Origin of the sequence: Rhodococcus sp. 105337, assembly GCF_012844225.1 — a bacterium.
Lineage (GTDB): Bacteria > Actinomycetota > Actinomycetes > Mycobacteriales > Mycobacteriaceae > Rhodococcus.
In genome coordinates this window covers 89,253-112,076 of the sequence record NZ_JABAGQ010000009.1, presented here as the reverse complement: position 1 = coordinate 112,076, position 22,824 = coordinate 89,253, and the positions used below count along the sequence as shown (strand labels likewise).

Genomic DNA, 22,824 nt, shown 5'->3' with positions numbered 1-22,824 from the left:
TGTGGCGGTGTCGTCAGTTCACGCGCTCGTCAGTTCACGCGGCGCAGCAGAGCCGCGAGAGCCTGCCCGCCACCGATGCACATGGTGACGATGCCCAGCTCGAGGTCGCGGCGAACGAGGTCCTTCGCGACGCGCAGGGTGAGGATGGCGCCGGTTGCTCCCACCGGGTGACCGAGGGCGATCGCGCCACCGTACGGGTTCGTCTTCTCCGGATCGAGCTTGGCGTCGCGCATCACGGCGATCGCCTGCGACGCGAACGCCTCGTTGAGTTCGACGGTGCCGATGTCGGCCGGCGACGTGCCGGTCTGCTCGAACAGCTTGCGCAGGGCGAAGGTCGGCGCGTAGCCCATGAGCTGCGGGTCCATCGCGGCGGTGGTGACGGCCTCGAGAACCACGGAGCCTTCGAGTCCGCGCTCGCGGGCGGCCGACTCACGCGCGAGCACGAGCGCGGCGGCACCGTCGTTGATGCCCGACGCGTTACCGGCGGTCACCGTGCCGTCCTTCGTGAAGGCGGCGCGCAGCTTCCCGAGTGTTTCGACGGTGGTGCCGGGCTTGGGATGCTCGTCCTCGGTGACGGTGACGGGCTTGCGCCCACCGATCTCCACCGGGGTGATTTCTTCGGCGAACACGGCCTTGGCGGCATCGGTCGCGGCACGGCGCTGCGATTCGACAGCGAAGGCGTCCTGCTGGTCGCGGTCGACGCCGTATTCGCGGGCGACGTTCTCCGCGGTGACGCCCATGTGGAGGTTGCTGAACGGGTCGGTCAGCATGCCGACGGTGCCGTCGACGAGCTCACGATTGCCGAGCTTGTAGCCGTTGCGCGCACCGAAGTCGTAGAACGGCATGCGCGACATGCTCTCGTCGCCACCCGCCACGGCGATGTCGGCGCTGCCCCAGCGGATCTCCTGCGCCGCAGACCACACGGCCTGCAGCCCGGAGCCGCACAAGCGGTTGACCGTCAGGGCCGGTGTCTCGACCGGCAGTCCCGCGGCGAGGGTGACGCGGCGCGCGTTGTAGGCGTCCGCCCCGACCTGGCCGATGCATCCCATGATGACTTCGTCGACGTCCTCCGGTGCCACCCCGGCACGCTTCAGAGCCTCGCGCACAGCCGTGGCGCCGAGTTCGTGGGCGGGCACATCCTTGAAGGCGCCACCGAAGCTACCGATCGGCGTACGTGCGCCGTCGATGATGACGATCGGTTCCGGAGTACTCATGTTCTCGTCCTATCTGATCGAACACCGTTGTCCGCGACGCCGACGCTCCGAACCGCAATCCGATGTGGCCTGGTCGCACGAGGGAAATCCGTGACGGATATTACGACACCGGGTGCCTGTGCCCGCCATCGCTACCGTCCTTCTTCTCCGGAGCAGCGAGGTCACCGCTGCGTACGCGGGTCGCCGCATCCGGGGTACCGAGTTCGGCACGCATGTCCGGGCGCCCCACGTAGAGCTCGAGAACGCGATACAGGAGCGAGGCGTCGATATCGAAGCGCCGGGAGTCGACCACGATCCGCGGGGAGGCGGGTATCGATTCCAGGCGGAAGATCTTGCTCGTCCGGCGACGTGCCCACGCGGCGGTCTCGGTGCCCTCCACCCACATTTCGGGATAACCGTGATGAACGGCGCGGAGGCGCGCCACCGACACCCAGGGCAGATACGACTCCACGAACCAGCCGCGGTGCCTGATCCCGTCGGGGCCGAGTGTCAGCGCTCCGGCGCGGATCCTGCCGAGTGCCACTTCTCCGAGGAACACGACGCAGACCGACCCGAGCGTTGCCAGCACGACGCTGACCAGCGGTACACCACCGTTGGTGACGAGCACTTCGACCGCGGCACCGAGCGACAGTGCCGCCGCGCATCCGACCATGGCGACCAGCAGCAGGAATACGGCCGTGCGGGCCTGCACCTCGGTGGTTCCGCGACCGGAGGTCTCCGTGTACCGCACTTTCGGCTCGCGTCGCTCCGGCCACCAGTACACCGCTCCGAACAACGCGGTGAGAAGCATGAGCACCGCGAGAATCACGAAGAATCGCGACTCGCCTCCGGCGCCGGACTCCGCAGCTCGCAACCCTCCCCACAGCGCACCGAGCCCCGTCAGTGCAGCGGCTCCCGTCGCCACGGTCGCCGGCACGTTCCATTTCTGCGTCGGCCATTCGGGGGGGCGTTCCGGAGCCGTCCGAATGCTGTCGGCCTCTCCGTCTTCACCCCGCCGAACGTATGTTCGTCGCATCGGTCTCCCCTCCGGGTCTGCCAGGAGCCCCGACGCCCCCGGCCCGCGCCGGTCGGAGCCCGACGCTACCTGAACGGGTAGGCGCCGCCGCGGGTCGGTGATCCGGGGAGCCACGGACGGCGAAGGGTCTCGCGGTCGGCAATTCGGTTGGCAGGCGAGAATGTGACGATTACCATACTTACTGGTCAGTTGTAGTGTTACGCCAGTTCACACGGCGTTTTCAGGGGGTCGGAACAGGGGCGAATACGGGTTCCGGAGATTTTTTGGTATGGCCGAGTAACACCTCCGGCGAGGAACACGACATTATCTCTGACGATTCAGACGAGACCGGAGGAGTCTGCATGACTGTCCAGCTTGATTCGCCTGGCATCGGCACCCAGGGCGCAGCGTCGACGACCGAAGCTGAACTGGGGACGTTGTTCGAACAGGTTCAGGAGCTCGACGCCCAGATTCTCGACGTCATCAAGCGACGCGCCGAGCTGGCACAACGCATCGGTGCTGTCGCGAAGAAGTCCGGCGCGACCCGCGAGGCGCAGGCCGAGGAGATGGCGGTTCTCGACCGATTCCACGAACTCGGCGCCGACGGCAACACGCTCGCGATGACGCTGCTGCGCCTCGGGCGCACGCGCCGACGCTGAGACCCGTCACGCCACTTCCAGCCCCCGCACCCACGGTGCGGGGGCTGCGTCGTGCCGGGAGCCGTCATCTGCGCGGTAGACCGGGCTGCATCAACGCAGGATTGTCTTGATCTCGAGGAACTCTTCGAGACCGAACACGCCGCCCTCCCGGCCGATGCCGGACTGCTTGTAGCCGCCGAACGGGGCGTCGGTGTTGAACGCTCCCCCGTTGATGTAGACCTGACCGGTCCGAATCCGGCGCGCTACCGCCTCGGCACGCTGCGGGTCGGCGGACCACACGCCTCCGGACAGGCCGTACTCGCTGGTGTTCGCGATACGCACGGCGTCGTCCTCATCGCGGTAGCCCATGATGGACAGCACGGGCCCGAAGATCTCCTCGCGGGCGATCGTCATCTCTTCGGTGACTCCGGAAAAGATCGTGGGGCCGACGAAATATCCGGTGCCGAGCCCGGTGTCGCGGCCGTCGAGCACCAGTTCTGCGCCTTCGGCGACGCCCGTGTCGATGTACGCCCGCACACGCGCCTGCTGCGTCGAACTCACGAGCGGGCCGAGCTTCGATGCGGCGTCGCCCGGGTGTCCGACGGTGAATTTCCGTGCCACCTGCTCGGCGAGCGCGGCGACTTCCGGCATTCGCTCGGCCGGGACCAGCATGCGGGTCAGGGCTGTGCAGGTCTGGCCGGAGTTCAGGAAGCACTTGCTCACGCCGTCGGCGACGGCCGCGGTGAGATCCGCGTCGTCGAGGATGATGTTGGCGGATTTGCCGCCCAGTTCGAGCGCGACCTTCTTCACCGTCTCCGCCGCGACCGCCGCGACCCGCTTACCGGCGCGGGTCGAACCGGTGAACGACACCATGTCGACGTCCGGGTGCGCCGCGATGGCCTCACCGACGACCGGACCGTATCCGCTCACCACGTTGAAGACCCCGGGCGGCAGACCGGCCTCGTCCGCGATGTCGGCGAGCGCGTAGGTCACCAGCGGCGCCACCTCGGTCGGCTTGAGGACCACGGTGCATCCGGCCGCGAGTGCCGCGAACACCTTGAGGACCACCTGGTGCAGCGGGTAGTTCCACGGCGTGATGGCGCCGACGACCCCGATCGGTTCGCGCACCACGAGTGCGTTGCCGATCTGCCGGTCGTCGAACTCGTAGTCCGCGGCCAGCGCCGCATAGCTCGCGATGTTCTTCAGTGGCATACCCACCTGGACCGCGGCGGCGAGCCTCATCGGCATCCCCATGTCCTGGGAGACGGTCGCGGTCAGGTCCGCGGCACGCTCGTTCGCGAGGGCGGAGATCTTCTCGAGGTGGGCGCCGCGCGCCGCACCGCTGAGGGAGGACCACGCGGGAAATGCCGCCCTGGCAGCGGCCACGGCCCGATCGACGTCGCCGGCGGTTCCTTCGGCCACCTCGGCGATGACCTCTTCCGTTGCGGGGTCGCGGACCTCGATGCGCCCGGGCCCGTCCGATGCCACCCACTGTCCGTCGATGTAGATCTGCGTGCGGTCCAGAATGTCGGTCATGCGCGCCTCCGTGTGTGTCGTGCGTCTCTCCGGCGCAGCGTATCGAAGGAAGTCGCGTCGGTGGGCCGGCTGTTCGACGGGATCGGTGCCCGCGCTGCCGGGCGGGACATCCGGAGGTGAGCGCGGCGGGTGTGATGCACGGCGGGTGTGATGCACGGCGCCGAACACGGCGTTAACACGTAGGCTACAATTTGTTTCGCTGCTCGCGCGCTCCACCGTCGCATCGCTCGGCACATCCGGACAACGTCGTCTGCCTTTCATCACCGTCTCCGGCAGAGCTCTGTGCGATCGCGGATCAGTGCGAATCTTCGCCTCCCCCTTCGCGTCCCTCACTGTCGGACGACGTCGCACTCGATCCGCCGAGGAGGGCATTCCGTTGACGAACGCCGACAACACCGGGCTGTACGACAGCAGTCTCGACAAGAGCAGCTGCGGCGTAGGTTTCATCACCCGCAAAGACGGTGTGCGGACCCACGACATCCTCACTCGCGGGCACGAGGCGCTCTGCGTGGTCCCGCACCGGGGCGGCATGTCCGCGGAGGGGGTCGGCGACGGGGCCGGCGTCAACGTGGACCTGTCGGTGGAATTCTTCTCCGCGATCGCCGGAACACCGCTGCAGCAAGATCATTTCGGCGTCGGCAACTTCTTTCTCCCCTCCGAGGACGCGGCCCGGGCGGCTGCCGAGAGCCTGATCTCGGCGGCACTCGCCCACGCCGGAATCCCGGTCCTCGCGGTGCGCGACGTCCCGGTCGACGACAGCGTGCTGCGCGCCGCCGCGGTCCGGTACCAACTGCCGATCCGGCAGTGGATCTTCACCCGCCCCGGCACCTGCGCGTCGGCCGACGAGTTCGACCGCCTCCTGCACGACGTGCTCCTCGATGTCGAGGCGCGCGCGTACCCCGATCCGGATCTCACGGGGCTGTATCCGCTCTCGCTCAGTTGCCGTACCCAGGTTCTCAAGGGACGCTTGAACTCCCATGAGGTCATCCCCTATTTCCGGGACCTGACGGATCCGCGGCATTCGGTCCACACCTTGTTCTTCCACACGCGGTTCTCCACCAACACGGACCCGCACCCCACGATGGCGCAGCCGTTCCGGCTCATGGCGCACAACGGTGAACTGAACACCGACCGCAAGAATCGTTTGTTCGAGGGTGCGCTGGCCCGGGCGATGGGCCGCGACATCGTCCGGCCTCCCGGCCAGTCCGACAGTTGCCGTTTCGACCAGACGCTCGCATCCCGGATCGCATTCGACCGTCTCGACCTGGTCACCGCCGTCGTGCAGATGATGCCGCCGGCGTGGGAGAACGACACCACGTTGTCCCCGCAGGTACGTGCGATGCTCGAGTTCTTTTCCCTCTACGAGGAGAAGAACGACGGTCCTGCGGCGCTGATCTTCGGTAACGGCACCGTGGTCGGCGCACGTCTCGACCGCCTCGGCCTGCGCCCGCTGCGGTCCGTCGAGACCGCCGACTACCTCGCCGTCACGTCGGAGGCCGGCCAGTTCGATTTCGCGCCGAGCACGGTACTGCGCCGCGGACGCATCGAGGCCGGCGGCATGCTGTACTTCGACCATCGCACCCGGCGCTCGTACGGCACCGTCGAAGCGCTCGAACTACTTGCGGCCGAGCGCGATTACTCGATTCTGGTGGATGCCGCACGACGTGAGATCGAGGCGCTCCCGCCCGTCCCCGCGGAAAAGGCGGGCTCACCGCTGCGCTACAACGGCGATCTCGGGCGGCACCAGCGGTACGTCTCGTACGCACTCAACCAGGAGTCGTTCCGTTTCATGCTCGACCCGATGCTCGCATCCGGTCAGGAACGGATCTCCGCAATGGGGTACGGCAACGCCATCAACGCCCTGTCCGATCAGGAAGGCGGTGTCGCCAAATACTTCTCGCAGCGCTTCGCCCAGGTGACGAACCCGTCGCTCGATTCCCTGCGTGAGGCCGACGGCATGACCCTGCGCGTCGCGCTGGGGGCACGCCCCGGCAGCGGCGCACCGTCGTCGACCGCGACCCAGATCGTGGTGCCCACCCCGATCCTGACCCACCTCGAGATGCTTCGGATCCGGGAGCAGACCGACACCCCGGTGCGGCGCTTCGAGATGCTCTACACCCCGGTTTTCGACGACACGAAGGCCAACGCCGCTCAACTCGCCGCCGCGATCGACGGGGTTGCCGACCGCATCGCCGATTTCGCGCGGGAGTCCGGCGGCATCGCAGTCCTCACCGACCGGCACGTCGCCACCGACCGCGCCGCGCTGCCGATGATTCTCGCGATCGCCGCGGTCAACCAACGACTCATCGACGACGGCGTGCGCCTGCGCGTGTCGGTGATCGTCGAGTCCGGTCAGCTGTGCTCCTCGCACCACATCGCCGCGACCCTCGGTTTCGGCGCTGCGGCGGTGTACCCGCTCACCGTGCAGATGCGCGCGGAGGAGAAGTACGGCGACGAAGCCGACCTCGCGTTCCTGAAGTTCCGCAAGGCCGCGGAGAAGTCGCTGATGAAGACGATGGGCAGGGTCGGGCTGTGCACCGTCGAGTCGTACATCGGCGGTGAGTTCTTCGAGCCCAGTTACCTCGACACCGACGACGAGGTGCTCCGCCGCTGGTTCCCGAACGTGGCCACCCCGGTGGGAGGCGTCGGGTTCACCACCGTCGCCCAAGCCGTAGCCGACTGGCATCGACGCGCAGCGGCCGTCGAGTCCGAGGCGGACGTCCCCCTGCTCGGCCTGTTCAAGGAACGCGCCGAAGGGGCGGGACACTCGTTCGGCACCACCGCCGTGCGCGGATTCGTCGACATGACCGAAGAACCCCTCGCCGTGCCCGCCGTGCGCGAGGCCGAGCCGGACCTGACGGACTCGCTGCGCCTGTTGCCGCTGCACCGCCTCTCCGACGCACACGGTCTCGACGACGAGGCGTACCGCTACGGCGGTTTCCGGGCACTGACCGACGCCGAAATCGACTCCTTCGAGATCACCCCCGGCTACCGGGCATTCGCGCGGACCATGGCGGAGGAGCGCTCCCGCCGCCCCGCCGCGTTGCGCGATGTCCTCGCCCTGCCGTCCGACATCACCTACGCGGTCACCACCGACGACTTCCACAAAGAGATGGGGCGGTTCTCGCGGTACGGCAACAACTCGATGCGCGTGCGCGGCCTGGCCGCGGCCCGCGTGGGCGAGAACGAGTTCGTGCTCCGGCTGACCGGACCGCTCGCCGACGACCACACCCGGCCCGCAGCGCTCGGCCGGTCTCTCGTCGCGCGGTTCGGCGACGCCATCGTCTCGCACCGCTGCTACGGCGACACTCTCACCGTGCACGCGGTCGGTGACGCCGCCGACTACCTGAGTCTGGTCCGTCAGGCTCCGGCGGCGGTGCGTCTCGATCAGGTGCAGCCCGCACACGAGATCACCCGCGCCCTGGCCTCGGGTGCGATGAGCCACGGCGCCTTGAACTCCAACGCGCACGAAGCCGTCGCGCACGGAACCAACATGGTCGGTGGCATGTCGAACTGCGGCGAAGGGGGCGAACACATCTCGCGATACGGCACGATTCGCGGTTCCCGCATCAAGCAGTTCGCCTCGGGCCGCTTCGGTGTCTGGGCCGGGTACCTCGCCGATCCGATGCTCGAGGAGATCGAGATCAAGATCGCGCAGGGTGCCAAACCCGGTGAAGGAGGCCAGCTTCCCGCGAAGAAGGTCACCGTCGAGATCGCGGCCGCCCGTGGTGCGACCCCGGGTGTCGAACTGATCTCGCCTCCGCCACACCACGACACGTACTCCATCGAGGACCTCGCGCAGCTCATCCACGACTGCAAGGCCGCCCGGGTGCGCGTCGTCGTCAAGCTGGTGTCCTCGGAAGGTATCGGCACGATCGCCGTCGGCGTCGCCAAAGCCGGCGCCGATGTCATCAACGTCGCGGGTAACACCGGCGGCACCGGGGCCGCCTCGGTGACGTCCCTGAAGTACGCGGGCCGGTCCGCCGAGATCGGCGTGGCCGAAGTTCATCAGGCCCTGACCGCGAACGGACTCCGGGACAAGGTCGTGCTCCGGTGTTCGGGTGCGCACCAGACGGCGTCGGACGTCATCGTCTCCGCGATGCTGGGAGCCGACAGCTTCGAGTTCGGCACCACCGCACTGATGATGCTCGGATGCGTCATGGCGAAGAACTGCAACGTCAAGTGCCCCGCCGGACTGACCACCAATCCCGAGGTCTTCGACGGCGACCCGCGCGCGATGGCGCAGTACCTGCTCAACATCGCCCACGAAACGCGCGAAGTGCTCGCCCGGCTGGGCCTGCGCTCGCTGCGCGATGCCCGCGGCCGCGCCGACCTGCTGCACCTGCTCGATCACCCCTCGAGCATCGGGCAGCTCGACCTGCGCGCCATGCTCACGGTCCTGCCCGAGGTTCGCGTCGACAACCCCGTCTACCTGGAGAAGGACTACTCGCTCGACGACGCGTGGCTCGTCCGGCTGCGGGAGGCCCTGATCGAGGCACGCGAGAGCACCGTGACTCTCGGCGACGGGGTCCGCCTGACGAACAACAACAAGAGCGTCGGCGCGCAGTTGGCGATCGACATCGAGCGGATGCTCAACCACGACGATCTCGACGACCTTCCGTCCGTGCTGCGCGACGAGCGCGGACGCGGGTGGTTGCGCGACGGCACCGTCACCGTGACCACCACCGGATCGGCGGGCTTGTCGTACGGCGCGTTCTGCAACGACGGTATGCACCTCGAGCACATCGGCACCGCGAACGACGGTGTCGGCAAGGGTCAGTGCGGCGGGCAGATCGTCCTGCGCTCCCCCGGCGGCGGCTGCGATGAGCGCGGCGGCAACGTACTCATCGGCAATTTCGCCCTGTTCGGGGCGACGGGTGGCCGGTTGCTCGTCGAAGGCGAGGCAGGTGACCGTTTCGCAGTCCGCAATTCCGGCGCGACGGCCGTGGTCGAGGGTGTCGGCGATTTCGCCTGCGAGTACATGACCAACGGTGCGGTACTCAACCTCGGCGGATTCGGCAAGGGACTCGGCAACGGCATGTCCGGCGGTTTCGTCTACCAGTACGACCCGGACGGACTGCTGCCCGCCAAGGCCAGCGCCGACTCGATCCTGCTCGGGTCCATCACCGGAGACGATCCGCAGGCCGCGCTGCACAGCGCCGCGGTGCTTCGGCTGCTGCACCTGCACGTCGAGTCGACCGGATCTGTGAAAGCGCGGTTCCTGCTGGACAACTGGCAGACCGAGCAACACCACTTCGCCTACGGGATGCCGCGCGCACTGCTGCAGTACCAGGACGCCGACGAGATCCTGGCCGCCGCGTCGCGCAGGGAACTCGCCTCCGAGGTTGCGTCCGCGCTGGTGGCCCATCAGGTTCGCAAGTTCAAGGAGAGCTACCGCTCGGGTGCGCCCGTCGCCGGTGGACTGACCCCGTCGGGCACCGATACCGAAACGATGTATGCGCTGCTGAACAACTACACGGTGCTCGCCGCCGCGCAGGAGATGGCGTTGCAGAAGGTTCCGGGCGCGTCGGACGTCTCGGATCCGGCGGTGCAGAAGGCTGCGCGCAATCTGCTGCTGACCGAAGATTTCTTCCTCGTCGCGAAGCTCGAACGGTACGCACTCGCCGCGATCGCCGATCACTCCGATGAGCAACTGGCGGTGCTGGTCGCCGACAAGCGACTCGGCGACTACAAGCAGGCGCTCGCACTGCGCAATGTCCGTTCGGTCGACGCCCCCGGAACATACGGCTGGATTCTCCTGCAGAGCCGCAAGAATCTGGACGCGATCGGTCGTTTGCCCGGTTACGAAGAACTGTTCGCCCGCAACGCCGTGCCGAACGTCCTCGCCTCCACGATGGGAGTCCCCGCGTGACAACTCCTTTCATCCCACTCGATGCGCCCTTCACCGACGACCAGCGGTCGTGGCTCGCCGGCTTCCTCGCCGGTATGCAGACCCGGCTGTTCTCCGGCGGTCCCGCCGACGATGCCGGAACCGCCGGTGCGGCGCCCGTGCTGCATGTGCTCTACGGCTCGCAGACGGGCAATGCCGAAGCGGTGGCCGAGGACGCGGCCGCCGCGGCGCGCACGCACGGGTTCGCTCCGGTGGTGTGTGCACTCGACGATATGGATCTCGACCGGTTCGCCTCGGCCGGGCACGTCCTGATCGTCACCTCCACGTACGGCGAAGGCGAGATGCCCGACAACGCGGAGTTGTTCTGGGACGCTCTGTCCGCGGAGTCGGCCCCGCGGCTCGAGCGCATGCACTTCGCGGTCCTCGCGCTCGGCGACACCGGTTACGACGGCTTCTGCCAGGCGGGCAAACTGCTCGACACCCGTCTCGAACAACTCGGAGCGCAGCGCATCGTCCCGCGCGTCGACTGCGACGTCGATTTCGAGGATGCCGCCGCCGCGTGGATCAGCGAGACGATGCCGCTCGTCGCGGCGGTCGAGGGAATCGTGGGGCCGGGTGCGCCCGCCGCACCCGCACCGACGGCACCGGCACGTCCGAAGTCGCAGTGGACCCGCAAGAACCCCTACCCCGCGACGCTCACGACCAACCGGGTGCTGTCGGGTGCGGGTTCGGCAAAGGAGATCCGGCACTACGAGTTCGCGCTCGGCGAGTCGGGCATCGAGTACGAGGCCGGCGACGCGCTGAACGTCGTCCCCCTCAACGACCCCGCGCTCGTGCGGGCGCTGCTCGACCGGTTGCGCCTCGACGGTTCCGTCGTGCCCGCCGGTTTCGGCAGCACCCTCACGCATCTGCTGACCTACGACTTCGAGATCACCGCGCCGACGGTCGACCTGCTCGAGGAAATCGAGAAGCGCACCCGCAACGAGGAATTGACGTATGTGCTGCGGCACGGCGACAAGGCCGCACTCGACGAATGGCTGTGGGGCCGCGACATACTCGACGTGCTGCTGCTCGAACCCGCGCCGGAACTGTCGGCCGAGGAGTTCCTGTCGCTGTTGCGGCCGCTGCAGCACCGTGCGTACTCGATCTCGTCGAGTCCGAACGCGTGCGACGGTTCGGTACACCTGACCGTCGCGTCGGTGCGGTACGGCGACGACGACCGTGAACGCCACGGGGTGTGCTCCACCTACCTCGCGGACCGCGTCGGCGACGGCACCGTCGGCATCTTCGTCACGAGGAACAAGGCGTTCCGTGTCCCGTCCGACGACACCGCACCGATGATCATGGTGGGGCCGGGCACCGGCATCGCCCCGTTCCGCGGATTCCTCCAGGAGCGGCGTGCGCGCGGCGCGACCGGAAAGAACTGGCTGTTCTTCGGCGATCAGCGCCGCGACTGTGACTACATCTACGAGGACGAACTCGCCGAGTTCACAGCGTCGGGAGTACTCACTCGGCTCGACCTCGCGTTCTCCCGCGACCAGGCCGAGAAGATCTACGTGCAGACCCGCATGACAGAACACGGGGCAGAGCTGTTCGCGTGGCTCGAGGAAGGCGGTCACTTCTACATCTGTGGTGACGCCTCCCGCATGGCGAAGGATGTCGACGCCGCGCTCCACGCGATCGTCGCCGAGCACGGTGGGATGAGCCCGGAGCAGGCCGCCGAGTACGTCACCGCCCTCAAACGGGAGAAGCGGTACGTTCGCGACGCCTACTGACTCCGGAGACGGATCAGTAAACGGACTCGAGCAGTTCCCGGGTCGTCGGCGGTTCGGGCGTGCGGGTCGCGGCGCGGGAGCGCACGGCGGTGAAGACCACCCCGGACGCTAACAGAGCCAGCCCCGCGCCGAGCGCCACCCAGGTGGCGGCCGAGTGCCCTCCGGCATCGGCGAGTGCGCCGCCGACCCAGTTACCGATCGAGGTGCCCAAGGTGATCCCGGCGCTGAGCAACGTCATGACGAGTCCGAGTCGCCGTGCCGGCGTGTAGTCGCCAGCCACCCTGAAAATCGTCACCAGGACCGGACCGATCGGCGCGCCGATGAGGAACAGGACAACGGCCATCTGCCACGGCGCGCTCGGCAGCCACAGCAACGCCAGTGCGGGAACGAGCAGCACCGCGCACCCCAGCCACCGCACCGGAACGGTCAAGCGTCCACTCCACCGGGACACGCTCAACGCCGCTGCGCCGGAGGCAAGCCCGAGCGCGGCGTAGATCAGTCCGCCGCTGCCGGGGTGCCCGGTCTCGTCGGCGAAGACGGTCGTGATGGTGGCGAGCGACCCGAAAATCGTTCCGATACCGAGCATTCCGGTCAGCAGAATTGCCACCGGACCCCACGACACTGCGGCGGGTCCGGTGTCCGGGGCGCTGCCGCCGACCGGTCCGGACCGGTGCACGGGCGCCGCGAATCGGGCACTGGGGTGTACCGCGAACCAGGGCACGACGACGGCCGTCAGGGCGATCAGGACGTACAACGGTGCGGCAGCACCGAACGCCGCGGCGATGATGCCGACCGCCGCGGGGCCGAGGACGAATCCGAGTTCGTCCATGGTTCCCTCGTACCCCTGGGCTTCTTCCACCGCCTCGTCCGCGCCGCGCGCGGACAAACCGCGAATCCAGCGCACGCGTGTCATGGGACCGCATTGCGGAACGACGAGACCGGCGACGAACGCGGCGGCCAGCAGGGTCGGCGGTAACGCCTCGCCTACGCCGTGGGAACTTCCGGCGGCGAGCACCGCGACGACTGCGACCACATAGACGGCGGTCGAGACGAGCAGCGTCGGCCGCTGGCCCCAGCGATCGGAGGCGATACCGGACAGCGGTGCCCCGACCGCGACTCCCACGCCGGTGACCGCCGCAGCGATGCCGGCGGCGGCGAAGTCGGACGACGAGGCGACGACATAGGTGAGAACGCCGAGCACCAGCATGGACAGCGGTAGCCGGGCCAGCGCCGAGATCGGGAAGTACGCCGACCCGACCAGATCGTGCATGACACGGAAATGCGAGGGGGCGGAACGTGAACTGCGGGACATCGATACCTTTTCGGGACTTTCTGCGTGCACAAGACTTTTCTGCGTGCACAAAACAGATGCACGGCGTCCCGACCTCCCGCCGTGCCCGACCCGAAGCAACCCGAGAATTCTACAGGAACGACCGGGTTTCTCCGAACATGCACGATCGTGCCGCTGGCGCGATATCCCGGCGCCGATTCGTCCGGCGGATGCGCGCCCGCATCCGCGTCGACCGGCGTGACGCCGTCCTCGTTGTGCGAGATGTCCGAATCATGCGTTCTCGGCGCATATTTCACGTCGGAGGGTCGGCGTAAAACATGTCCGACTGTTCAGTCGGGCAGGTAGGGTCGAATGATCTTCCACGTCGGAGGGAACTCTATGGACGTCTCGGCAATGCACATGAGCGACGGTCTGATCAACGCACCGACATCGGCTGTGTTCTTCGTGATCGCCGCGCTCGGGCTCGCGGTGGCGCTGCCCCGCGCACGACGGGAACTCGACGAACGAACCGCTCCCCTCGCCGGTCTCGTCGCCGCGTTCGTGTTCGCCCTGCAGATGATCAACTTTCCGGTGCTTCCCGGTGTCAGCGGGCACGTCCTCGGAGGTGCCCTCGCCGCGATCCTGGTGGGCCCGGCGACAGCCGCACTCTGCCTGACAGTCGTGCTCGTCGTGCAAGCACTGCTGTTCGCCGACGGCGGGCTCACCGCACTCGGAACCAACGTCACCAACATGGCGTTGCTGGGAGTCGCCGCCGGGTACGGAACGGCCGTCGCCTTGCGTCCGCTTCTGCGCCGGTCCTCGGGCGTCGCGGTCCTCGGCGTCGTATCCTTCGTGGCCGCGGTGGTCGCCACGGTGGTCGCGGCCGCGGGCTTCCTCGTCGAATACGCCGTCGGCGGCACCGCGGGTTCGATCGGGACCATCGCACCGTTCCTGATCGGCGTGCACGTCCTCATCGGCATGGGCGAAGGAGTGATCACGGCCGTGACGGTGATGGCGGTGGCACGAGCGCGCCCCGACCTGGTCTATCTCCTCCGGCCGTTGCGTCAAGGTGATCGGAGTCCGGTATGAGCCGAAAAGCCGTTCTGATCGTGCTGGGTGCGGCGGTGCTGCTCCTCGCCGGGGTGGTGTCCTCGTTCGCCGACCCGAATCCCGACGGGCTCGAAGCCGCGACCGTGCGGGGCTGCGAGGTCGCCGAGAGCGATACGAGCGAGTCCCTCGCCGGTGACTGTCCCGCGATCGGCGCCGAAGACCACGCATTGGCAACGAGCCCGCTCGCCGACTACGCCGTCGCCGAACGCGAAGGGACCACCGGCGTGGCCGGGATCGTCGGCGCGGTCGCCACGCTGGTGTTCGCAGCGGGGTTGTTCATGGTGCTGGCACGCCGCCGGAAGCCCGCCCGGAGCGACGCGCCCCTCGGGAAAACCGGGCCGTGAGCACCCCGACGATCGAGAACGGTGCGGCCACCGTCACCGCGGCAGCCCGCAGGCTCCCCACCGAGGTGAAGATCGTCGGTGCGGTCGTCTTCACGTTCGTGGTGGTCGCGACACCCCGTGAAGCGATGTGGGCGTTCGCGCTGTATTTCTCGATCGTCGCGGCGGTCTGCGTCGCTGCTCGTATCCGGCTGTCGTGGCTGTTGCCCCGTATGTCCATCGAACTGCCGTTCCTGGTTCTCGCGGTGCTGCTGCCGTTCGCGGAGTCCGGGACACGCGTGGAGTGGCTGGGGCTGTCCCTGTCGGTGCCGGGCCTGTATGCGGCGTGGGGCATCGTGGTCAAGGGCACCTTGGGTGTGCTCGCGTCCCTCATCCTCGCCGCGACCACACCGGTTCAGGATCTGCCCGGCGGTCTGACACGGTTACACGTCCCGCCGCTCATCACCACCGTGGTCCTGCTGATGCTGCGCTATGCCACGTTGCTCGCCGCCGAAGCGAAGAGCATGGATATCGCGCGGCGCTCGCGAGGCGACGATCCGCGGATGCTCCACCGCATCGGGGCGACGGCACGCGGTGTCGGGTCGTTGTTCGTGCGCGCGTACGAACGCGGCGAGCGGGTGCACTGGGCGATGCTTTCCCGGGGTTTCACCGGTGCCGTGCCCGCCACGGGATCGGCGGCGACCCGGACAGCGTGGGCATTCGGCCTGATGCCCGCGGCACTCGCCGGCGCGGTGTGCGCGGCAGCGTGGGGCGGGTTGTGAGCACGTCCCCCGCCGTCGAACTCGAGGGGGTGCAGCACGTGTATCCCGACGGCCGTCACGCACTGCGCGGTATCGACCTCGCAGTCGAGCCCGGCGAGCGGGTCGCCGTCCTCGGTCCCAACGGGTCCGGCAAAACCACCCTCATGCTGCACCTCAACGGCGTTCTGGCTCCGTCGTCCGGGACCGTACGAATCGGTGGAACGCCCGTGACGCGCCGTACGCTGCGCGGAATTCGCAGCCGCGTCGGCCTTGTGTTCCAGAACCCCGACGACCAGCTCTTCATGCCCACCGTGTCCCAGGACGTGGCGTTCGGACCGGCCAACTTCGGGGTGCCGGAACCGGAACTCGGCTCGAGGGTGCAGTCCGCGCTCGAGGCGGTGGGGATGGAGGAACACTCCGGGCGCACGACGATGCATCTCTCGGCCGGGCAGCAGCGGCGAGTCGCGCTGGCGACGGTGCTGTCCTGCCGGCCCGAGGTACTCGTGCTCGACGAGCCGTCCAACGATCTCGACCCGGTGTCCCGGAGGGAACTGGCGGAGGTGCTGCTCGGCCTGGGCACCACGATGCTGGTGGTCACCCACGACCTGCCCTACGCGGCGCAACTGTGCACCCGGGCGGTGATCCTCAACGACGGACGCCTCGCGGCGGACGGCCCGATCGAGACGATCCTGTCCGACTCCGGTCTGCTCGCGCAGAACCGCCTCGAGCTCCCGTGGGGATTCAGCCTGACGCCGCGGGCGGCACACGCGCACGACGGGGAATGACGCCGGAGACCCGCCTCAGGAACGCACTGTGCGATGGCGGTGCGTGTGCGAATGGCCCGCCTGCTCGTGCGTGGCCCCGATGGAATGGAGAAGTTCGTGCACCGTGGTGTCCGCGAGCCGGTACCGCACCAGGCGTCCTTCCCGCTCCGCGGTGACCCAGCCACGATTTCGTAGCAAACGCAGCGCGTGGGAGACGGCGGTCCCGGTCATCTCGAGGGCCGCGGCAAGATCGGTGACGCAGATCCCCGGGGCATGGTGCAGGCACATCAGCAACCGCAGCCGGTTGACGTCGGACAACAGTTCGAAACGATCCGCCCACCGCGCGATGTCCGGCGTCCGGAGGGCGGCGGCCGCGCGGCGCACATCGTCGGAGTCGAACACCGCGTCCACCGTCATGCACCGAGTGTACGAAGCTCTGTTCTCTCACGACTGCACATCGCCCGATAGGCCGCTCCGCCAACCCGATTGACCGAGGGCAATATTCGGCCGTGAGCTGGGGAGAACCCGCTTAGACTGTGCTCAGGCCACCCGAGGAGCACGCCGATGCCCGATCGCACCGCAGCACGCAGCAGGCAGGCGCCCGTCGCCGACAGCCCCGATCGAATCCGCAATGTCGCGCTCGTCGGGTGTACCGGCACCGGGAAAACCACCCTCGCCGAGTCGCTGGCGGCCGCGACGGGTGCGGTGGGACGCGCCGGGCGGGTCGCCGAGGGCACCACGGTGTCCGACTACGAGGAGATCGAGCAGAGACATCAGCGGTCGGTGCAGTTGACGGTGCTCGCGCTCGAATGGAAGGGCATCAAGATCAATCTGATCGACACACCGGGTCACCCCGATTTCGACGCCGAAGTCCGGGCGGGCTTGCACGCTGCCGACGCCGCGATCTTCGTCGTCTCGTCCACCGACCCGATCTCCGCCGCGACCCGCGCGTTGTGGCGCGAGTGCGACGAGGAGAAGATTCCCCGCGCGATCGTCGTGAACAAACTGGACATCGCCCGGCGCAGCTACGACGACGTCCTCTCCGAATGCCACGACGCGTTCGGCCTCGGCCCGGACACGCTGCGCGCACTGTTCTACCCCGTGTACGACGGTGACCGGCCGGTCGGCTCGATGGGTTTGCTGACCGGACGCCGTTACGGCGAACCGGGCCCGTCCCCCGTGTCCGAGGACGTACGCGAAGCGCTGGTGGAGGCCATCTCGGGGCAGGACGACACGCTCATGGAACGGTTCATCGCGGGCGAACAACTCGACACCGCCTCGCTCGAGGAAGGGCTGACACGCGAATTCCTCTCCTGCGCGCTACATCCCGCGGTTCCCGCCACAGAGTACGGGGTGGGTGCCGTCGAGTTGCTCGAGCTGATCACCACGGGTTTCCCCGATCCCACCCGGCGGTCGCGCGGTGCACCTGCGTGCGACCCGGACGCGGATCTGGTGGCACAGATCGTCCGCGTCGCGGGAGATTCGTATGTCGGCCGGATCAGCCTGGTGCGCGTCTATGCCGGCACGCTCCGTCCGGATTCGACGCTTGCGCTCACTGGTGGCGACCGCGATTCGCGCGACCGTATCCCCTCGTTGTCGAGTCCCTTCGGCAAACAGCAGCGGCCCGTCGGAGAGGCCGTCGCGGGCGACCTGGTGTCGGTCGGGAAACTCGCGACCGCACAGCCCGGTGACGTGCTGCACGAGCCGGATCGGCCTGCGCACCTGGATATGTGGCCGACCCCGACACCGTTGCTGCCCGTCGCGATCGAGGCGCACACTCGCACCGACGACGACAAGTTGTCGCAGGCGTTGTCACGGCTCGCGGCGGAAGATCCGGGCGTGCGCGTCGAGCACAATCCCGATACCAACCAGATCGTGCTGTGGTGCACGGGTGAAGCGCACGCGGAACTGGTACTCGACCGTCTCCGCACCCGGCACGGAGTTCAGGTCGATCCGGTGGAATTTGCCGTAGCGCTCCGCGAAACCTTCGCGACGCCCGCGCCCGGACACGGGCGGCTCGTCAAGCAATCCGGTGGGCACGGCCAGTACGCGGTGGTCGACGTCGAAGTCGAGCCTTTGCCGATGGGAAGCGGGGTGGTGTTCGCCGAACGCGTGGTCGGCGGCGCGGTACCGCGGCAGTTCATCCCGTCGGTCGAGAAGGGTGTGTACGCACAGGCAGAGAAGGGGGTCGCCTCGGCCGGATGCCCCCTTGTCGACGTGCAGGTCACGCTCGTCGACGGCAAGGCTCATTCGGTGGACTCCTCCGACGCCGCATTCCAGGCCGCCGCGGGGCTCGCGTTGCGAGATGCGGCGGCGCACAGCACTGTCCGCATTCTCGAACCGGTAGCCGCGGTCCGTGTGATCGTGCCGGAGGAGTTCCTCGGCGCGGTGCTCGGCGACCTCTCCGCACGGCGCGGTCGCGTCCTCGGCACCGAATCTCCCGAACCGGGAACAGCCCTGCTGCGCGCGGAGGTTCCCGAAATCGAACTCAGCCGCTATCCCGTCGAACTGCGGGCCATCACTCAGGGCACCGCCGAGTTCGCGCGGATGTACCTTCGGCACGAGCCGATGCCGGACAACCTCGCTGCGCGGATGACCTCGTCGTCGGCGAGCTGAGTCTTCTCTCGGCGAGCACGTCGGGATCTCGTCACGAGGTCCGTTCGTGCGCCACCTCGTTCAGCCTGCCCGTAGCGACGTCGAAGACGAACCCGCGGAGTGAGGTCGGTTCGGTGACGAACGGGCTCACTTCGATCCGGCGCAGCGACTGACGCACGTCTTCCTCGGGGTCGCGGAACGCTTCCGGGGCCCACTGCGGCCGGATCCCGGTGTCCTGCTCGACGGCGCGGGTGAACTCGTCGTCGGTAAAGGTCAGCACGCCGCAGTCGGTGTGGTGGATGAGCACGATCTCCTCGGTGCCGAGGAGTCGCCGGCTGATGGCGAGCGAACGGATCACGTCGTCGGTCACCGCGCCGCCCGCATTGCGAATCACGTGTGCCTCCCCTTCCGCTATGCCCAGGGCGCGGTACACGTCGAGCCGCGCATCCATGCACGCCACGATGGCGATGTGCTTGCTCGGGGGCAGCGGCAGGGGGCCGGTGAACCCGGCCGAATACGACTTGTTGTTGTTCAGATATTCGTCGGTGACTGTCACGCGCTCATCTCCACGTCGTCGGGCACGGTCGTACCATCCTCCTCCGGTCTCACCCGCCCGGCCAGCGTGCCGATCACCCTGATCCGAATTCGGCCCGGTGTGGGATTCGCCTCGTGCCGGTTTCGTCGACGATCTGCCCGGGTATCGCAAGTGCTGTCCCGAGCACGGGCGCGGTCCCGTGCCGGGCAACTTCACGAAAGGACGGATTTCGATGGCTGAATCCGAGCGCCCGGGCACCCCTGCCGACAACGACGACCTCACCGGCGAGAAGATCTCTCGACTGGTGGACGACATGGAAGAACGCGTCGAAGCCGAGCACGAGCGGGAAGGTAAGGCCGGTAGCCCTTCGGATCGCGAGGAAACCGAGCCTGTCGAGCCCGACGACCAGGCACCCGAGTAAACCGTTTCCCCCTGCCTCCACGCCCGGATCTGCCGTCAGTCGTAGATCCGGGCGTACAGGTCGCGGATCTCCTCCGCCGTGGGCACGAGCGGATTGTTGTTCGGCGATCCCGATGCCAGGGCCTGTTCCGCCATGAGCGGTATCAGCGAGTCCCAGTCACGTCTGTCGATGCCGTAGGCACGAGGCGTGGGCACTTCGACGTCGCGGCACAGTTCCGCCAGCGCGGCGACCAGGCTGTCCGCCGCAGCGGCGTCGTGGTCGCCGGAGGTGGCGACGCCCAGCGCGCGGGCACAGTCCGCATAGCGGGATTCGGCAGCCCGCACCGAGAAGGCGGTCACCGCGGGGAACAGCATCGCGTTCGACAAACCGTGCGCGACGTGGAAATGCGCGCCGATCGGCCGGCTCATCCCGTGGACGAGGGCGACGCTCGAGTTCGAGAACGCGATCCCCGACTGGGTGGCCGCGAGCATCATCTGCTCCCGGGCGTCTTCGTCGTTGCCGTTCACGTAGACGCGTCGCAGAACTCTTCCGATGGTCTCGATCGCAGCGAGGGCCAACGTGTCCGAAAACGGAGTGGACTTCTTGCTGACGTACGCCTCGATCGCGTGGGTGAGCGCGTCGACCCCGGTGTCGGCAGTCAGTCGCGGAGGCATCGTCAACGTCAGCCGGTAGTCGACCACCGCCGCGATCGGCAGGAACGCCGCGCCCGGGCACAGCATCTTCTCGTTGGTGACACTGTCGCTGATCACGGTGAACTGCGTTGCCTCCGAACCACTCCCGGCCGTGGTCGGAACCGCGACGACGGGTAGCGCCGGACCGTTGTTGATGCGGGGGGCCTTGTACTCGCTCATCTGCCCACCGTGGACGGCCAGCAACCCGAGCGCCTTGGCGGTGTCCATCGGGCTGCCGCCACCGAAACCGATGACGCAATCGGCATCGTGGGCGGCGACTGCCTCGAGACCCGCGACGAGGGAGTCGGTGGTGGGATCGGGAACGGTATCGGCGAACACCGCCGTTGCGAGTCCGGCCGCGCCGAGCCGTGACACCATGCGATCCACTGCGCCGGTCCCGACCATGAACCGGTCGGTCACCACGAGCGGCCGGGACAGCCCCAGCCCGGCCACCACCTCACCGATCTCGTCGACGGCGCCCCCGCCGATCCGCATCACGCGGGGAAGAGCAATGTGTGCGGCCACGTGGATCCCTTCGTCACAATTCGGTCCGAAGGATGTCTACCCCAACGAGCGGGCCGAGTCACTCCTCGACGAGAAACTGCGCGTAGTCGATCTCGGCGTCGGGCCGGTGGCGGTCGTCGCCCGCGCCCGCCCATGCGGTGCGCAAGGCGAGGCGCACGAGGTCCTGCGACCGGTACCCGGGCCAGCCGTGCAGGATCCGCTGCCACTGCGCGGGTACTGCCGACGCACCCCACCGGGCGCCGAGCAGCCCACCGGCGATCGCCGCGGTGGTGTCGGTGTCGCGCCCGGCACGTACGGCGAGTTCGAGTGCCTGGGGAAGATGACCGGGGCCGGTCGCGTCGGCATGGCACACGGCCCACCACGCCGTCTGCAGCGCATGGACCACCCACCCGTTGTTGTCGAAGACCCGCGGGTCGGAAGCTGTGCGGGCATCGTCGAGCAAGGTCGACCAGCGCCGTGCCGCGTCTCCCGGCAGCGTTTCCAGACCGGCGTCGACGCCGTCGAACGTGCCGTGGAGGACGGCGTGCCGGATCGCGAACGACCACAGCATGCATGCCTCGACGGCCTCGGGATCGTCGTGCGTGAGACGACTGATGTCGCGGGCTGCCGCGACACATCGCTCGCCGTCGGCGAGGTAGGCAATCCCCACAGGCGCGGTCCGCATGAGCGACCCGTTGCCGCCCTTCCTGCCGGGGAGGGCGCGCGCCCGCTCGGTCATCGACGCTGCGGTCGGCTGCGCTGTACTCAGCACCGCGCAGGTCTGGTTTCCGATGTCCTTGGGCCCGGACGCATACCAGCGTGCGAACCCGGCGGCGACGGCGTCGAGTCCGTCGCCGGCACCGATGTCGGCTCCGGTGGCGGAAACCTCCGCGATCGCGAGCGCCATGGACGTGTCGTCCGTCCACTCACCGGGAGCGAACGGACCGAGTCCCCCACCGATCATGCGGATCGCTGTCTCCGGAGTGGGATAGGTGAATTCGTAGCCCGCGCCGAGTGCGTCACCCGCTGCGGTGGCGAGCAGGACCCCTGCCGCCCGGTCGTTCTGTGCTGTCGTCAGCCTCATACCGTCTCCCCTTCGATCAATTCTGCGCAAATATTAGCGCACATTTGATTGAATGGGGAGATGCAGGCCTGGACCGATCCTCGGGGCAAGTCCCTCACCGACTATCCGCGCCCGTCCGTGGCGGTGGACGTCGCGGTACTCACCGTCGACGAAACGCTGAAAGTACTGGTCATCGAGCGACCCGACGGCACATCGGCACTTCCCGGGACGTTTCTCCGTCCCGGAGAACGGCTCGCCGACGCGGCTCGCCGGGCTCTGCGCGACAAGGCCTCGCTCTCGGGGATCGAGTTCCACCAGCTCGCGATGCTCGACGACCCAGGACGCGACGATCGAGGGTGGGTGCTGTCGATGGCGCACGGAGCGGCCGTTCCCGTCGCCGAGATCCCAGCCGAAGCCCAGCTCACCCCCGTCACCGGCATCGCCGATCTCGCATTCGACCACGCCACCATCGTGGAACTGGCCGTCGACGACCTGCGAGCCCGTTACTCGGCCGCCGTGGACCCGGCCCGATTTCTCGGCGACGAGTTCACCGTGCTGGATCTGCGCCGTCTCTACGAAATCGTCTTCGACCGCCGCTACCCCAAGGACACGTTCCGGCGGCATCTGCTGCACGGGCTCGAACCCACCGGCGAGCTCCGCCGCGAAGGCACCGGCCGCCCTGCCGAAATCTACCGGCGACGCGACGTCGCGCTGCCGCCCGCCACCACCGCATTTCTGCTGCAGTGAGATTCCCGGTGTGGTGAGATTTCCGGTGCGGTGACATTCCCGGTGCGGTGACGTG

The 22,824-nt window shown here is 68.1% G+C and carries 18 protein-coding genes; 10 read left to right on the top strand and 8 right to left on the bottom strand.

From position 1 onward, the window contains the following. Positions 1 to 29: 29 nt before the first annotated feature. Both HF886_RS15120 and HF886_RS15115 read right to left on the bottom strand, forming a co-directional pair. Positions 30 to 1,214 (bottom strand): thiolase family protein, encoded by a 1,185-nt coding sequence (locus tag HF886_RS15120; protein ID WP_169652756.1) that lies wholly within the window; start codon positions 1,212 to 1,214, stop codon positions 30 to 32. Positions 1,215 to 1,314: 100 nt separating this feature from the next. Beyond that, a complete protein-coding gene (locus tag HF886_RS15115; RefSeq protein WP_296551536.1) occupies positions 1,315 to 2,130 on the bottom strand; it encodes a hypothetical protein in 816 nt (271 codons plus the stop codon). A 440-nt stretch (positions 2,131 to 2,570) separates the two neighbouring features. Between HF886_RS15115 and HF886_RS15110 the strand changes: the two genes are divergently transcribed. Beyond that, positions 2,571 to 2,867, top strand: a complete 297-nt coding sequence (locus HF886_RS15110; RefSeq protein WP_169622434.1) for a chorismate mutase — start codon at positions 2,571 to 2,573, stop codon at positions 2,865 to 2,867. A gap of 90 nt (positions 2,868 to 2,957) precedes the next feature. Here the strand turns inward: HF886_RS15110 and HF886_RS15105 are convergent, their stop codons facing one another. Then, complete coding sequence (locus HF886_RS15105) at positions 2,958 to 4,382, bottom strand: aldehyde dehydrogenase family protein (protein ID WP_169622433.1); 1,425 nt, start codon at positions 4,380 to 4,382, stop codon at positions 2,958 to 2,960. Between the two features lie 376 nt (positions 4,383 to 4,758). Here HF886_RS15105 and HF886_RS15100 point away from each other — a divergent pair, with 376 nt between their 5' ends. Both HF886_RS15100 and HF886_RS15095 read left to right on the top strand, forming a co-directional pair. After that, a complete protein-coding gene (locus HF886_RS15100) occupies positions 4,759 to 10,254 on the top strand; it encodes a glutamate synthase-related protein (protein ID WP_169622432.1) in 5,496 nt (1,831 codons plus the stop codon). After that, a complete protein-coding gene (locus HF886_RS15095) occupies positions 10,251 to 12,008 on the top strand; it encodes a sulfite reductase subunit alpha (RefSeq protein ID WP_169652754.1) in 1,758 nt (585 codons plus the stop codon). The genes HF886_RS15100 and HF886_RS15095 overlap by 4 nt, the downstream gene beginning before the upstream one ends. A 13-nt stretch (positions 12,009 to 12,021) precedes the next feature. On the opposite strand, the gene HF886_RS15090 is transcribed toward HF886_RS15095, so the two are convergent. Then, positions 12,022 to 13,320, bottom strand: a complete 1,299-nt coding sequence (locus tag HF886_RS15090) for an MFS transporter (protein WP_169652753.1) — start codon at positions 13,318 to 13,320, stop codon at positions 12,022 to 12,024. Between the two features lie 357 nt (positions 13,321 to 13,677). On the opposite strand from HF886_RS15090, the gene HF886_RS15085 reads away from it, so the two are divergent. From HF886_RS15085 to HF886_RS15070, 4 genes are read left to right on the top strand one after another with little or no spacing between them, the layout of a single operon-like run. Then, positions 13,678 to 14,367 (top strand): energy-coupling factor ABC transporter permease, encoded by a 690-nt coding sequence (locus HF886_RS15085; RefSeq protein WP_206037271.1) that lies wholly within the window; start codon positions 13,678 to 13,680, stop codon positions 14,365 to 14,367. After that, positions 14,364 to 14,732 carry a PDGLE domain-containing protein gene (locus tag HF886_RS15080; RefSeq protein ID WP_169622429.1) on the top strand — a complete coding sequence of 123 codons (369 nt, stop codon included), beginning with the start codon at positions 14,364 to 14,366 and terminating at the stop codon, positions 14,730 to 14,732. The genes HF886_RS15085 and HF886_RS15080 overlap by 4 nt, the downstream gene beginning before the upstream one ends. Continuing rightward, positions 14,729 to 15,490 (top strand): cobalt ECF transporter T component CbiQ, encoded by a 762-nt coding sequence (cbiQ, locus tag HF886_RS15075; RefSeq protein WP_169622428.1) that lies wholly within the window; start codon positions 14,729 to 14,731, stop codon positions 15,488 to 15,490. Before HF886_RS15080 ends, cbiQ begins: the two co-directional genes overlap by 4 nt. Beyond that, entirely contained in the window at positions 15,487 to 16,254 is a 768-nt protein-coding gene (locus HF886_RS15070; RefSeq protein WP_169622427.1) for an ABC transporter ATP-binding protein, read from the top strand. The genes cbiQ and HF886_RS15070 overlap by 4 nt, the downstream gene beginning before the upstream one ends. A 15-nt stretch (positions 16,255 to 16,269) precedes the next feature. On the opposite strand, the gene HF886_RS15065 is transcribed toward HF886_RS15070, so the two are convergent. After that, complete coding sequence (locus HF886_RS15065) at positions 16,270 to 16,650, bottom strand: metalloregulator ArsR/SmtB family transcription factor (protein ID WP_169652752.1); 381 nt, start codon at positions 16,648 to 16,650, stop codon at positions 16,270 to 16,272. A 147-nt stretch (positions 16,651 to 16,797) separates the two neighbouring features. Here HF886_RS15065 and HF886_RS15060 point away from each other — a divergent pair, with 147 nt between their 5' ends. Then, positions 16,798 to 18,849: an elongation factor G gene (locus HF886_RS15060; protein ID WP_169652751.1), complete on the top strand. Its 2,052-nt coding sequence runs from the start codon at positions 16,798 to 16,800 to the stop codon at positions 18,847 to 18,849. Positions 18,850 to 18,880: 31 nt separating this feature from the next. Here the strand turns inward: HF886_RS15060 and HF886_RS15055 are convergent, their stop codons facing one another. Further along, positions 18,881 to 19,384 (bottom strand): carbonic anhydrase, encoded by a 504-nt coding sequence (locus tag HF886_RS15055; RefSeq protein WP_169652750.1) that lies wholly within the window; start codon positions 19,382 to 19,384, stop codon positions 18,881 to 18,883. A 211-nt stretch (positions 19,385 to 19,595) separates the two neighbouring features. Between HF886_RS15055 and HF886_RS15050 the strand changes: the two genes are divergently transcribed. Then, positions 19,596 to 19,784, top strand: coding sequence for a hypothetical protein (locus tag HF886_RS15050; RefSeq protein WP_072700161.1), 189 nt, complete (start codon positions 19,596 to 19,598; stop codon positions 19,782 to 19,784). 35 nt (positions 19,785 to 19,819) lie between these two features. Here HF886_RS15050 and HF886_RS15045 read toward each other — a convergent pair whose 3' ends face one another. Both HF886_RS15045 and HF886_RS15040 read right to left on the bottom strand, forming a co-directional pair. Continuing rightward, positions 19,820 to 20,980, bottom strand: coding sequence for an iron-containing alcohol dehydrogenase (locus HF886_RS15045; protein WP_169652749.1), 1,161 nt, complete (start codon positions 20,978 to 20,980; stop codon positions 19,820 to 19,822). A gap of 58 nt (positions 20,981 to 21,038) precedes the next feature. Further along, positions 21,039 to 22,043 (bottom strand): ADP-ribosylglycohydrolase family protein, encoded by a 1,005-nt coding sequence (locus HF886_RS15040; protein WP_169652748.1) that lies wholly within the window; start codon positions 22,041 to 22,043, stop codon positions 21,039 to 21,041. Between the two features lie 60 nt (positions 22,044 to 22,103). Between HF886_RS15040 and HF886_RS15035 the strand changes: the two genes are divergently transcribed. Then, positions 22,104 to 22,769, top strand: a complete 666-nt coding sequence (locus tag HF886_RS15035; RefSeq protein WP_169622421.1) for an NUDIX domain-containing protein — start codon at positions 22,104 to 22,106, stop codon at positions 22,767 to 22,769. Positions 22,770 to 22,824: the final 55 nt, after the last annotated feature.

What these genes read in the sequence shown, in the direction of transcription:
- HF886_RS15120 (WP_169652756.1), bottom strand. Translation starts at nt 1,214, where the DNA reads ATGAGTACTCCGGAACCGATCGTCATCATCGACGGCGCACGTACGCCG.
- HF886_RS15110 (WP_169622434.1), top strand. Translation starts at nt 2,571, where the DNA reads ATGACTGTCCAGCTTGATTCGCCTGGCATCGGCACCCAGGGCGCAGCG.
- HF886_RS15105 (WP_169622433.1), bottom strand. Translation starts at nt 4,382, where the DNA reads ATGACCGACATTCTGGACCGCACGCAGATCTACATCGACGGACAGTGG.
- HF886_RS15090 (WP_169652753.1), bottom strand. Translation starts at nt 13,320, where the DNA reads ATGTCCCGCAGTTCACGTTCCGCCCCCTCGCATTTCCGTGTCATGCAC.
- HF886_RS15085 (WP_206037271.1), top strand. Translation starts at nt 13,678, where the DNA reads ATGGACGTCTCGGCAATGCACATGAGCGACGGTCTGATCAACGCACCG.
- HF886_RS15080 (WP_169622429.1), top strand. Translation starts at nt 14,364, where the DNA reads ATGAGCCGAAAAGCCGTTCTGATCGTGCTGGGTGCGGCGGTGCTGCTC.
- HF886_RS15065 (WP_169652752.1), bottom strand. Translation starts at nt 16,650, where the DNA reads ATGACGGTGGACGCGGTGTTCGACTCCGACGATGTGCGCCGCGCGGCC.
- HF886_RS15060 (WP_169652751.1), top strand. Translation starts at nt 16,798, where the DNA reads ATGCCCGATCGCACCGCAGCACGCAGCAGGCAGGCGCCCGTCGCCGAC.
- HF886_RS15050 (WP_072700161.1), top strand. Translation starts at nt 19,596, where the DNA reads ATGGCTGAATCCGAGCGCCCGGGCACCCCTGCCGACAACGACGACCTC.
- HF886_RS15040 (WP_169652748.1), bottom strand. Translation starts at nt 22,043, where the DNA reads ATGAGGCTGACGACAGCACAGAACGACCGGGCGGCAGGGGTCCTGCTC.
- HF886_RS15035 (WP_169622421.1), top strand. Translation starts at nt 22,104, where the DNA reads ATGCAGGCCTGGACCGATCCTCGGGGCAAGTCCCTCACCGACTATCCG.